Annotated in this window: 11 protein-coding genes; 4 read left to right on the top strand and 7 right to left on the bottom strand. The window is 37.6% G+C overall.

Going from position 1 to position 12,780, the window contains the following annotated elements; genetic code table 11:
* Positions 1–124 precede the first annotated feature (124 nt).
* Together hflX and putP are read right to left on the bottom strand one after the other, a co-directional pair.
* Complete coding sequence (hflX, locus tag ACFTQ7_RS11305) at positions 125–1,411, bottom strand: GTPase HflX (protein ID WP_386828789.1); 1,287 nt, start codon at positions 1,409–1,411, stop codon at positions 125–127.
* Between the two features lie 159 nt (positions 1,412–1,570).
* The gene (gene putP, locus ACFTQ7_RS11300) at positions 1,571–3,058 is read right to left on the bottom strand and encodes a sodium/proline symporter PutP (RefSeq protein WP_386828788.1); all 1,488 of its coding nucleotides are present in this window, start codon (positions 3,056–3,058) and stop codon (positions 1,571–1,573) included.
* Between the two features lie 183 nt (positions 3,059–3,241).
* Between putP and ACFTQ7_RS11295 the strand changes: the two genes are divergently transcribed.
* The gene (locus ACFTQ7_RS11295) at positions 3,242–4,402 is read left to right on the top strand and encodes a class I SAM-dependent methyltransferase (RefSeq protein WP_386828786.1); all 1,161 of its coding nucleotides are present in this window, start codon (positions 3,242–3,244) and stop codon (positions 4,400–4,402) included.
* A 410-nt stretch (positions 4,403–4,812) separates the two neighbouring features.
* Here the strand turns inward: ACFTQ7_RS11295 and ACFTQ7_RS11290 are convergent, their stop codons facing one another.
* Both ACFTQ7_RS11290 and ACFTQ7_RS11285 read right to left on the bottom strand, forming a co-directional pair.
* The gene (locus ACFTQ7_RS11290; protein WP_386828785.1) at positions 4,813–6,132 is read right to left on the bottom strand and encodes an ABC transporter permease; all 1,320 of its coding nucleotides are present in this window, start codon (positions 6,130–6,132) and stop codon (positions 4,813–4,815) included.
* 1 nt (position 6,133) lies between these two features.
* Positions 6,134–6,820: an ABC transporter ATP-binding protein gene (locus ACFTQ7_RS11285; protein WP_386828783.1), complete on the bottom strand. Its 687-nt coding sequence runs from the start codon at positions 6,818–6,820 to the stop codon at positions 6,134–6,136.
* A 455-nt stretch (positions 6,821–7,275) separates the two neighbouring features.
* Between ACFTQ7_RS11285 and ACFTQ7_RS11280 the strand changes: the two genes are divergently transcribed.
* The 3 genes from ACFTQ7_RS11280 to ACFTQ7_RS11270 all read left to right on the top strand — a co-directional run bounded on the left by ACFTQ7_RS11280 (position 7,276) and on the right by ACFTQ7_RS11270 (position 11,229).
* Positions 7,276–7,896 (top strand): DUF47 domain-containing protein, encoded by a 621-nt coding sequence (locus ACFTQ7_RS11280; RefSeq protein WP_079562474.1) that lies wholly within the window; start codon positions 7,276–7,278, stop codon positions 7,894–7,896.
* 20 nt (positions 7,897–7,916) lie between these two features.
* Positions 7,917–8,933, top strand: a complete 1,017-nt coding sequence (locus ACFTQ7_RS11275; RefSeq protein WP_386828781.1) for an inorganic phosphate transporter — start codon at positions 7,917–7,919, stop codon at positions 8,931–8,933.
* Between the two features lie 184 nt (positions 8,934–9,117).
* Positions 9,118–11,229 (top strand): MMPL family transporter, encoded by a 2,112-nt coding sequence (locus ACFTQ7_RS11270; RefSeq protein ID WP_386828779.1) that lies wholly within the window; start codon positions 9,118–9,120, stop codon positions 11,227–11,229.
* A 107-nt stretch (positions 11,230–11,336) separates the two neighbouring features.
* On the opposite strand, the gene ACFTQ7_RS11265 is transcribed toward ACFTQ7_RS11270, so the two are convergent.
* Genes ACFTQ7_RS11265 through ACFTQ7_RS11255 form a run of 3 tightly spaced genes read right to left on the bottom strand, consistent with a single transcriptional unit; the run spans position 11,337 to position 12,645 of the window.
* Positions 11,337–11,948 (bottom strand): alpha/beta hydrolase, encoded by a 612-nt coding sequence (locus tag ACFTQ7_RS11265; RefSeq protein ID WP_386828778.1) that lies wholly within the window; start codon positions 11,946–11,948, stop codon positions 11,337–11,339.
* Between the two features lie 18 nt (positions 11,949–11,966).
* Positions 11,967–12,158: a hypothetical protein gene (locus tag ACFTQ7_RS11260; protein ID WP_349659337.1), complete on the bottom strand. Its 192-nt coding sequence runs from the start codon at positions 12,156–12,158 to the stop codon at positions 11,967–11,969.
* Positions 12,159–12,180: 22 nt separating this feature from the next.
* The gene (locus tag ACFTQ7_RS11255) at positions 12,181–12,645 is read right to left on the bottom strand and encodes a hypothetical protein (RefSeq protein ID WP_349659338.1); all 465 of its coding nucleotides are present in this window, start codon (positions 12,643–12,645) and stop codon (positions 12,181–12,183) included.
* Between the last annotated feature and the right edge of the window lie 135 nt (positions 12,646–12,780).

Below are 12,780 nucleotides of genomic sequence, written 5' to 3'. Positions count from 1 at the left end.
CAAAAAAGCTAGTATTATCTAAAATTTAATCCACAATGATATAAATTCGCTTTTTCTTTCGCAACAAAAAACACGTTAGAAACACGAAGAGTGCTTCTAACATGTTTTTAGAACATGTCTGTGATTAATTAATTACATATTGTTGGAATTTTGCGTAATCCGCTTCTTTTGCCTCTATTGTTAACAGCGTGCCATTTTCTTCATACGCTGTTTCATAGACAGAGGCATGTTCATTTAAATAAGATACGATATTTCCCTGCTCATACGGAATGAGCATTTTACATGTTATATAATCTGAGAAAATATGCTGACGTATCATTTGCAATAATTCCTCTAATCCAGTCCCTTCCTTCGCTGAAATCCAAATATTATCACCACTGATCACAGGGTATGGAACGTTGGCTATATCAGCTTTATTATATACATAAATTGTTGGTATCCCTTCAACGCCAACTGCTTTAAGCGTTTCATTTGTTACGTCCATCATAAAGCCGTGCTCAGAATTGGAAACATCCACAACATGTAGTAATAAGTCGGCATCACGAGCCTCTTCTAGAGTTGAGCGGAATGCCTTCACTAGATGATGCGGTAATTTGCTAACGAAACCAACTGTATCTGTTAATAAAAATGTCTTCTTATCAGGTAATTCTATTTGACGGACAGATGTTTCAAGTGTGGCAAAAAGCATATCCTTTTCAAACACTTGTTTATGATCTTCCTGCCCTATTTTCGTAAGTAGCTGATTCATAATGGTTGACTTACCAGCGTTCGTATAGCCAACAATAGAAACGACAGGGACGGCATTTTTACGTCGTTGTTTACGCTGCGTCTCTCGTTGCTCCTTCACATGCTCTAGGTCCTTCTTAATTTTCGCAATTTGATCCTCAATTTTACGACGGTCTAGCTCGAGCTTTGTCTCACCGGCACCACGGTTTTTAAAGCCACCTCCAGTACCGCCACCTTGACGACTGAGAGAAGCATGCAAACCAACCAAACGAGGTAACATATATTGCAATTGCGCTAACTCAACTTGCAGCTGAGCTTCACTTGTTTTAGCACGACGTCCAAAAATATCTAAAATCAACATCGTTCTATCAATAACCTTTGTTTCTAAATCGCGCTCTAAATTACGGATTTGCGAAGGAGATAATTCATCATTAAAAATTACTAAATTCGCCTGTACTTCATCATAAAAGTTTTTTATTTCTTCAATTTTCCCTGTTCCAACATAATGAGATGGCGTAACTCGCTCTAAATTTTGTGTGACTATGCCAGCTACTTCAACATTTAAAGCTTCAGCTAAATTTTTTAGCTCCTCCATTGAATAATCAAAATGCTCATCATTCCGTAAATTTACGCCAACTAAAATAGCTTTTTCCACCAATATATCTACTTCTTTAATTCTATCCATCCACAAACCTCCCACCAATGCCTTGATGCTACTCCGACAAATTTTCTTCATCTTACCATATAATGTCCAAATTCGTGTTGTTTAGTAGTTATCTTATTTTCAATAACATATATATCGTAAAAAAGGCGCCTTCTATAAAAAAAGGCGCACTACATTTATTTACTTTCGTTCTTCTTTTAACAATACCTCAGTGCGATTGAACTCGTCTTCAATATCTTTATTCGGTTTATATGTCAAGATACTGACAATAACCGCAACGATTAAGCATACGAAGAAGCCTGGAACAATCTCATATAATGTATCCGATAAGACCTTTATTTTCCCCCAAATGAAGGCAGTTGCAGCACCTGCTATCATCCCACTGAGAGCTCCGTAATTCGTTAATTTCCTCCAATATAGAGACAGCAATATTACTGGACCGAATGCTGCACCAAAGCCAGCCCAAGCAAAGCCTACTAGGCCTAAAATAGAACTATCTGGATTCCATGCTAAAATCGCCGCGATAATAGCTACAACTAAAACAGCGACACGGCCAATAAAAACATAATGCTTATCATCTGCCGTTTTATTAAATATAGCTTTGTAAATATCTTCTACAAGCGCTGACGAAGTAACAATTAATTGTGATGAAATTGTACTCATAACCGCGGCTAAAATGGCAGCTAGCATTATACCTGCAATGAATGGGTGAAATAGGATTTGGCCAAGGACAATAAATACTGTCTCGGCGTCCTTTAACTCACCTGCATTTTGTTCATAATATGCTACACCTACCAAAGCTGTTGCAATCGCCCCGAACAAACTTAGCATCATCCAGCCAATACCGATACGACGTGCCTGCTTTGTTTCTTTTACTGAACTTATTGCCATAAAGCGTACGATAATATGTGGTTGTCCGAAATAACCTAGTCCCCATGCAAGTGATGAAATAATTGCAGCAGCAGTTGCAGTTGCTGGTAATAAACTTAGATGTTCAGGATTTACAGCTTTAATAGATGCTATTGTGTCTCCAATTCCACCTGTTAAAAACAATCCAAATAACGGTACAGAAATAAGTGCAACAAACATAATTAGACCCTGTAAAAAGTCTGTATAACTAACAGCTAAAAATCCTCCAAACAATGTGTATGCTACAACAACAGCAGATACAATCAATAAACCAGTATGGTAGTCATAGCCAAATGAACTATCAAAAAACTTGCCTCCTGCAACCATTCCCGAAGAAACATAAAATGTAAAAAAGATTAAAATAATAATACCTGACGCAATTCTTATAAGCTTTGTGTTGTCACGTAAACGATTATCTAAATAACTCGGAATAGTAATTGAGTCATTAGCAACTTGTGTATATACACGTAGTCTCGGTGCTACTAGTAACCAATTCAAATAGGCACCAATCGTTAAACCAATAGCAATCCAAGCCTCAACAATTCCAGATAAATAGATCGCACCCGGTAATCCCATTAACAGCCAGCCAGACATATCTGCTGCACCTGCACTTAGCGCTGTGACAGCAGGGCCTAGCGAACGCCCACCGAGCATGTAATCGGTTAAATTAGATGTTTTAACAAATGCATACCAACCGATTCCTAGCATAGCTATCATATAAATGATAATCGAAAGTAATTGATACATGTTTGCAGACATATTTTTCCCCCTTATTTCCCCATAAATCTTTTTATTAAAAATTCCCTATATTTAAAATACCACAAATATACAAGATAACCTATAATTATTCAAAGAGCGAATTCTAAAATTTATAATAGCAATGCAATTCATAAAGTATGTTAAACTAGTGCCATCTATAACACGATAAAGAAGGCGAAATGTATGACATATGAAGAAATGCAAGCTCAGCTTATAGAGCGGATTTTACAACAGCAACTTGTTACTGCGACAATCAGTCAACCACGTATGAAATCAAACGAAGTAAAACGTATAAAGCTAAAACCTTTATTATTGAAGGATGCTTACCATATACAAGTTGAATATCAATTTGAACGTATTTTAAAGCATGAAAATGTTTTATTAGAAGATTTCCCGGAGAAGCTAGAAGCATTTTTTAACGATTACCGCCAAGCACATATTGATTTTATTGATGAAAAAATACAAGTGCAGCTATCAAAAAAGAACAAAGTACTATGGAAATCTGATAAGTCCTCAACGCCAAAGCAAGTTAATTTAGCGCATAATCGCAAGAAAAACTATTTGCTGGCAGAGGATAAGCCATATCCATTTTTAATTCATCTTGGCGTACAAACGGAAGAAGGAAAAATAAAAAAACAAAAATACGATAAGTTTAAACAAATCAACCGCTTCATCGAATTTATTGATGATGCATTAACATATTTACCAAAAGATCGTCAGGTTCGTATTTTAGATTTCGGTTCAGGCAAATCCTATTTAACATTCGCCTTATACCACTATTTAAAAATCGAAAAAGGCTTAGACATTCGTGTCACTGGTTTGGATTTAAAGAAGGAAGTCATCGAAGAATGCTCACAAATCGCTCAGGATTTAGGCTATGAACAACTCGAATTTCTAGTAGGAGATATTAATGATTATAATGATGAGTCTGCCGTGGACATGGTAGTAACTCTACATGCTTGTGATGTTGCCACTGATATGGCATTGGCACGAGCTGTGAAATGGGGAGCAAGCGTTATTTTAAGCGTCCCTTGTTGCCAGCATGAGCTAAATCGCCAGCTTAATACACCAGCTCTAGATATCATGCTTCAGCACGGTCTCGTACGCGAGCGTTTTTCAGCGCTTGCAACGGACGCAATCCGAGCAGAAATTCTATCACTTGTGGGCTATGAGGCACAACTGCTGGAGTTTATCGATATGGAAAACACACCAAAAAACATTTTAATAAGAGCATATCATACTGGTAAAAAGCCAAGCTCTGAACAGCGCGCTAGCTACGATGCATTTTTAAAGTTACTAAATGCCAAGCCGTTTTTAGCGAATGAGTTACAAGCTTACCTATAATATACCGCGTTATTTGTGAGTGAAGCGCGGGTATCCGTCTTCCTTTCGCGGGTATTTCATCGCGAAGCGCGGGTATCCGTCTTCCTTTCGCGGGTATTTCATCGCGAAGCGCGGTTATTCGCCTTCCTTTCGCGGGTATTTCATTGCGGAACGCGGGTATTCGCCTTCCTTCCGCGGGTATTTCATCGCGAAGCGCGGGTATTCGCCTTCCTTTCGCGGGTATTTCATTGCGGAACGCGGGTATTCACTCTCCTTTCGCGGGTATTTCATTGCGGAACGCGGGTATTCACTCTCCTTTCGTGGGTATTTCATTGCGGAACGCGGGTATTCACTCTCCTTCCGCGAGTATTTCTTAATTTGCTTAATCAAATTAAGAGGGCGGTCCAATAACTTTTGGACCGCCCTTTCTATTATAGTTCTTGTCGTAATGCTTGAATAACGTCAATTTTTGTGGCCTTTCGTGCCGGACGATAGCCTGAAATCATCGCTACACCAATACTAATAGCTGCTGCAATAATAACGAGTTGCCAAGGAATTAGAGAAAATGTAATGTCACTTTTACTAAATGCCTCTTCCCCTGTTGCTGCTTCTAGAATTACAGGCAGTGCAGCATTTGCTACGAAGCTAATAATATATGAAATAACTACAGCTATTAAAGTCCCAATAACACCAATGAATGTACTTTCCATTAAGAACAATCGTTGAATAAGCTTTGGACTTGCTCCAATTGCCTTTAAAACACCGATTTCACGAGTACGCTCTGTAACTGCCATTGTCATTGTATTGAAAATGCCAATCGAGGCGATCAAGACAGCAATTGTTCCTACAAAAATTAAGCCGATCTTTAAAACTAGGAAAAATACATTCATTTTATCCAACTGCTCAGTCACCGAATAAACGTTATAGCCATCGTCTTTTAGTTTGTCTAAAATTGATTTTACATTTTCCATACTATCAGCGAAAATATTGAATTCTGAAAGAAACATGTCATCTTCTTTAACATTACCCGTTGCTGCTAAATTAGTTGCTAGCATAGGCTTTTGCTCTTTATCCATATAAATAGAGTTATTGACCATCCAATCATAAGAAGGCTTCTTCATAACACCGACAATCGTATACTTTATTTTCTCGCCCTCTTCTGCACCCTCAGTACGCGGCATTAATGCTAATTCGATTTCTTTACCAATTAATGAGTCCTTATACCCTTCCTCACTACCATTATAAAACGTGCCTTCCGCTTCAGCTTTTTTACTTTTCTCTTCAATAATTTTGCGCTCAGCATCATTTATTAATGTTTGAGCAAAATGATAACCTACAACGATTTCGTTTGGCTTTGTTGGATACTTTCCTTTTGCAAGCTTGCCACTTACTTGCTCAAAATCTTGCATATTCGTAACGTATACATCAGATAGTGTATCGCGGTCTTCAAAAAATGAATGTCCGGATGCATTGACAGTAATCGTTTCAAGTACTGTTTTCACATGTTCTATACTTTTTATTTCATGGATTTGTTCCTCTGTAAATTGATCATTACCAAACACTTGAATTTTCGTAATATTTTCATCCGATAATATTTCATTACGTATGGAATCCTGCAGCCCAAACCCAACTGATGCGAGGACAATCAAAAATGCACACCCCATCGTTGCCGCTAGTACTGTCATAAACACACGTAATTTATTTTTCTTTATATGCTGTGTAACAAAATCTAATTGATCTTTAAATAACATGTTATGCTTCCTCCTTTACAAGTTCCCCATCGTACATGCGGAAACGTCGATGTGCTATCGTTGCTACTTCCTCGTCATGAGTAATGATGACGAATGTTAAACCAAGCTCACGGTTTAGACTTTGAATGAGCAGCAATATATCTTGCTCTGTTTCTGAGTCAAGACTTCCTGTCGGCTCATCTGCCAGCAAAATAGGTGGATTTGTAATTAAGGCTCTCGCAATACTAACACGCTGTTGCTGACCACCCGATAATTCATTCGGGTAATGGTCTGCTACCTCCGTTAAACCAACCTTGTCCATTAATTTTTTCACCTTTTCAGTACGTATTGCTTTCTTGATACCTTGTAACTTCAATGGTAGTTCTATGTTTTCAGAAGCCGTTAAGCCTGGCATCAGTTGAAAGTTTTGAAAGATAAATCCGAAATGTTGCAAGCGAAAGGCTGCACTTTCTACTTCAGTAAAATTAGCTGCTTCTTTACCGTTTACCTTAATAGATCCTTGTTCAGATTTCATAAATCCTGCTAGTACTTGTAATAAGGTAGATTTACCGGATCCGCTTTTACCAACAATTGCGATAATCTCTCCTTTTTTCACCTCAAAGTTGACACCTTTTAATACCGGAACCTGTTTTTCCTTGCCTTTCTTTCCAATTAAAAATGTATGTTGTAAGTTTTCGACTTGAATCATTTTCAAATAAACACCCTTTCACATTCTTTAAATCCATCACCATAACGTGTGGTGATGAGTAATTCTTTCTCCATTGTAGACAAGAATTCTTAATAAAGTTGAAGGATAAAAATGAAGATATTCTTAAGAAAAGGGAAAACTATGAGTAAAGCAATCCCTTTACATCCCCTTTACAATTCTGACATATAAGTTATTCAAAATTTTATGTCTCCATAGTATTCTTTTGTATTAAACAGAAAGTATAAATCCTTATAAAACCATATGTTTAAAGCGTTTTCCTGTACTAATAAAAACAAATACAGAGGTTCCATTATTATTTTGTGAGCAAATTGTATATTACAGGATTGTAAAGTTTTATGGAGAATAGAAAAAATTTATGTAGATAAATTAAAGATTTTGTTATGATAGTAAAGTTTAGAGGCCAATTTATTTATATCCAGGAGGATTCGATTTACATGCTTAACTCAAAAAAACAAGACCCTTTCTTTATAGCTTTGCATAAAATTGCTGAGAATATGAGAGAGGCCGTACATTACGCAAATGATTTTCGTATTAACAGTGTAGCTGACTTAAAAGAGATTAGCATTACTATGAAAAATTACGAAACAGCTGGTGATAAGCTCATTCACGAACTGATCGTGATGCTAAACAAATCATTTATGACACCTATCGAGCGCGAAGACATTCTAGAATTTGCCATTCGTATGGACGACGTATTAGATGGTACGGAGCATTGTATCGCTCATTTTGAAATGTTCTCTCTAACAGAAGTTGACGAATCAATGCGTACTTTCTTAGGCTATATTTCAAAAAGCGCTGATGAAATTGTGAAAGCAACAGAAGAGTTAAAGAAAAAGAATCTTATTGGCATGCGCCCACACGCAATTCTTATTAAGGACTATGAACGTGAATGTGATGAAGTACAACGTTCGTCTATTAAACAACTATTTTTAAATGAAAAAGATCCGATTCGACTTATTAAATATAAAGATATATATGAACAACTTGAAGATATCGCTGATCATTGCCAAAACGTTGCAAATACTATGGAAACAATTATCATGCGTAACGCGTAATTAGGAGATGGGCACTTACAATGAACACAATCATTATTCTAACCGTACTGGTCGTTATCTTTGCCCTAACATTTGACTTTATCAATGGCTTCCATGATACAGCAAATGCTATTGCAACTTCGGTTTCCACTAGAGCATTGAAACCTCGCGTAGCTATCATGATGGCTGCAGTGATGAACTTTATCGGAGCTATTACTTTCGTCGGTGTTGCAAAGGCTTTAACAAAAGATATTGTAGATCCATTCGCTTTAAATGCCTTTGCGGGAGATACAACTGGTTCAGTCGTTATTTTAGCGGCGTTATTCTCCGCTATTATTTGGAACTTACTAACGTGGTATTTCGGTATTCCATCGAGTTCTTCACATACTCTGATTGGCTCCATTGCTGGTGCAGCAGTTGCATCTGCTGGCTTCGGCGTTCTAAACTATGGCGGTTTCACTAAAATCATTATGGCCTTAGTGCTATCACCAATCCTTGCGATTTGCGCTGGCTTTATTATGATGACACTGTTTAAATTATTGTTTAAAAACTTAAATTTATATCGTACGAATAAAGGTTTCCGTACGATGCAAATTTTCACTGCCGCCATTCAATCTTTTACACATGGTACAAACGATGCACAAAAGGCAATGGGGATTATGACGATGGCGTTAATCGCTGGTGGTTTGTATACAGGAGATGAAATTCCTTTCTGGGTACGAGCTGCAGCAGCAACTGCGATGGGGCTTGGTACTTCTATCGGTGGCTATAAAATTATTAAAACAGTCGGCGGTAAAATTATGAAAATCCGTCCAGTAAACGGAGTTGCAGCAGATTTAGCATCTGCGTCTGTTATCTTCGGTGCTACATTAATTCATTTACCAGTTTCTACAACACACGTTATTTCTTCCTCTATCATGGGTGTCGGCTCTGCACAACGTGTACGTGGCGTAAACTGGGGGATGGCGCGTAAAATCGTCACTACTTGGATTATTACAATGCCAATTTCTGCAGTTATGGCAGCTACGATTTACTTTTTATTATCGTTATTCTTTTAACTTCTTCCCACCTCTATAGATGGTGAGAAACATGTGGATTTCATGGAATTATGCCAAGGCATAATTGATTTTGATTGCATACTAAGACTCCTGTTCCTTATTAGGGACAGGAGTCTTTAAATTATTACACGACAAAATGTGACACATCCTTTACACTATTTTAAAAAGGGGGACAGTACCTACTATGAAAACTTTTTCAGCTTTTATAACAGCCCACGCTAAAGCTATCGTAGCCCTATGGTTCGTCATTTTTATTTCCATGGCTATGTTTGCTATACAACTTCCGAGTAAACTTCATGGCGACGGTTTCTTCGTGAAAGGAGATCATACCTACGTAACAAATGAGCTTGCCAAAACATTTGATTTACCTTCCGAGACAATTTTGGTCGTCTTCAATCCAGCGGACGATAAGAAAATTCAAGATACATTAAAAAAGTTGGAAAAAATTAAGGAGATTCATTCAATCCAGTCACCACTCGATGATGTTTCTTTACAAAAGAATGGTATAGCTTATGCCATGATTCATCTAAAAAATAATATTGATCAGCTACCGGATGTTGTGAAAGACATTCGTTCATTAATAGAAGATGACGGTGTGAGCATTACTGGCGGACCTGTTATTTCAGCGGACATCAATACAGCCAGTCAAAAGGATTTAGCGTCAGCAGAGGCGATAGGCTTACCAATTGCTATCATAGTGCTATTACTAGCTTTCGGTACTGTCGTAGCCTCCATCTTACCTATCGTTATTGGCTTAGTTACTGTTGTTACTGCGTTTGGAATTTTGACTTTGTTTAGCGGTAATGTCAATTTATCGATTTTTGTATTAAATATAGTACCCATGCTTGGACTTGCATTAAGCATTGATTTTGCCTTGTTATTTATTAACCGGTATCGCGAAGAACGTGCTTACACATCCATTGTACAAGCTATTCAAACGTCTATACAGACAGCCGGCCGTTCAATCATCTTTTCTGCTGCTTGTGTCATGATCGGCTTAGGTGCCATGATTGTCATTGACGTCGAGATTTTTCATAATATCGCTTTAGGAGGCGCAATTGTTGTATTTCTTGCAGTACTTTCCGGCTTAACCTTGCTACCTGCTACGATGATGTTATTAGGAGATCGCCTTAATAAATGGCGCCTATTACGTGTAAAATCTGGTGGTACAAATCGTTGGCGAGGTTTTGCTGGTTTTGTCATGAGACATCCTGTTGCCATCGTTATTGCGGCTTTATTATTACTAGGTATTGGCATGATTCCATTGAAGGATATTAAACTTACTATTCCTCAGGTGGATTCATTACCGGCTAAATATGAGGCACGTACTGCTTATGATCAGCTAGATGAGACGTTTGGACTTGGTGATACCTCAACATTATATTTATTAGCTGAACGTAAAGAAGGCTGGGAAGATAATGAAGCAAGAAAGCTTATTTACACTATTCAAGAAAAGTTGCTTGATGACCCATTAGTAAATCATGTTTCAACCATTTATACGACGGCTAACATTAAGTCACCTGAGGAACTGACTGCTTCTTTGAAAACTCCACAAGTGGCAGAACAAATAAAACCAATTCTAAATACGTTTGCTAAAGATAAACAACTCTTTATCCCAATTACATTGGATGCAGCCGGTTCATCCACTACCGCTCAAGAATTTGCTCGAACATGGATAGATAAAGATTTAGGTGTCGATTTCACGCTCGGAGGTCATGCGAAATTCAATCAAGAGATTTTCGATGAAATTGCTAGTAAAATTTTCTTGGCTGTATCTATTATTATCATTTCAACGTTCTTTATTTTAATGGTCGCTTTCCGCTCTATTTTAATCCCACTGAAAGCGATTATTATGAATATCATTGGACTTTCATCAGCCTTCGGTATTCTCGTCTATATTTTCCAATATGGACATTTGGGCATTGAAGCCGGTACGATTGTCCTTATTATCCCAGTAATTGTATTTTGTCTTGTATTCGGCTTAAGTATGGACTATGAAGTCTTTTTAATATCTCGCATTCAAGAGGAATATCAAAAAGGGGCGGATAATACACGTGCCACGATTGACGGTCTAACTTCTACAAGTCGTATCATTACGTCAGCAGCGCTTATTATGATTGTTATAACAGGGGCATTCGCTTTTACAGATGTGATGCCAGTGAAGCAAATTGGGGTTGGTATAGCTATTGCGGTCGCCATCGATGCAACAATTATTCGCCTCATGCTTGTTCCTAGTCTTATGAAGCTCTTTGGGGACTGGAATTGGTGGCTGCCCTTTGCGAAGAAACAGAAATAAACGGAAATTAATTATGCCTCAGCATCCGAAATCGGCTTTGTATTTGGACACCTACTGAAAGAAATTAAAAAAATCCGCACCCTTACTCAAAGGTTGCGGATTTTTCCTTATTTTGAATAAATATGGTCGTACCATTCTTTTGCAGCTTCTACCTCAGGCATTGTTAGCTGATGACCATAATTAAACCATACAGTTGTTACATCGGCCCCAGCTGACGTTAAAAGCGCCTCTAAATCTTCAGATTCCTGAGCAGTACACATTGGATCATTCGTTCCAGCACCGATAAAGACAGGAGTTGAAGAAAGTGTAGGCAATTTAATATCGCGTCTAGGCACCATTGGATGATGCAGTATTGCACCTGCTAGAGCATCCTCATAATGGAATAATAGGCTAGCAGCAATATTCGCACCATTAGAATAGCCGATAGCAACAACTCGATTACGGTCAAAGCCATACTGCTGCGCTGCTTCTAATAAAAAATCATTTAATTCCTTCGTACGGAAAATTAAATCCTCTATATCAAAAACACCTTCCGCTAATCTACGGAAAAAGCGTGGCATACCATTTTCAAGGACATTTCCACGGACACTTAAAATACTTGCTGTTTCGTCAATATCCTTCGCAAGGCCAATTAAGCTTTGTTCATTTCCACCTGTACCGTGTAACAGTAAAAAAATTGGTTTTGTTTCATCTGTTCCTTTATAAAAAACGTGCTGCATTTACAGTCCACCTCTCAATTATCTTGAATTCGAGATAATTGTAGCCTGTGGCAAAATTAAATTCAAGCTCTTTGACTTATTTATTTGGCGATTTTCACTATTTGGCTGTTCCTTATGATCTTTATAAAATTTTGTGATCGTAAATACTGAAAATAAACAAGCAGCTAGAACAACAACAATAACTATTCCCACTATTTTTTTCCCATTCATTCGTTCGTATCCCCCGAATTACTTATTTCTTTTTACGAAAACCTTCTTCTAGTAAATATTCTTTCGCAGCATCGTGTGTACCAAAGGCTTCTTCTAAGTTTTCTCCATGATAAACATTCCACGAACGTTGCTCAAAGGCTAGCATTAATTGAGCACCTTCACGATTTTGCCATAGCTCTTCGATCGGCTCTTGCTCCTCTGCTTCTTCCGATAAATATTGGATGGCATCTTCAATAATTTCACGAAGTTGTTGTTCATCGTAGTCACGAATATTTACTAGGCCTTTATCGCTTGCTTCTTCCTCGTAGCGCAATAAATCACCGACAAATACAAAACCGTTGCCATTTGGGTGTAGTTTTTCCACAACAATTGTCTTTTCATAAAGGCTATCCATAAAGTGATAATTTACGCGTTTCAATGAAATTTCCTTCTTTGTCAGTTCAGGAAATGAGTCGATGATGGCTTGCTTTTGTTCAAATGTTAGCATATAAAAATGCTCCTTTTCTATTCAATATCTCTTTTAGTATAACTTATTATTCCTGTTATATTGAAGTAAAATAGGTAGTACTAAAAGTAAAGTTTAATGTCCATAACGTGTAGGTTGATTGTGTAGGTTGATTTC

This window comes from Lysinibacillus sp. NPDC056959 (genome assembly GCF_042674095.1).
Classification (GTDB): domain Bacteria; phylum Bacillota; class Bacilli; order Bacillales_A; family Planococcaceae; genus Lysinibacillus; species Lysinibacillus zambalensis.
This window is presented reverse-complemented; position numbering and strand designations above follow the sequence as displayed.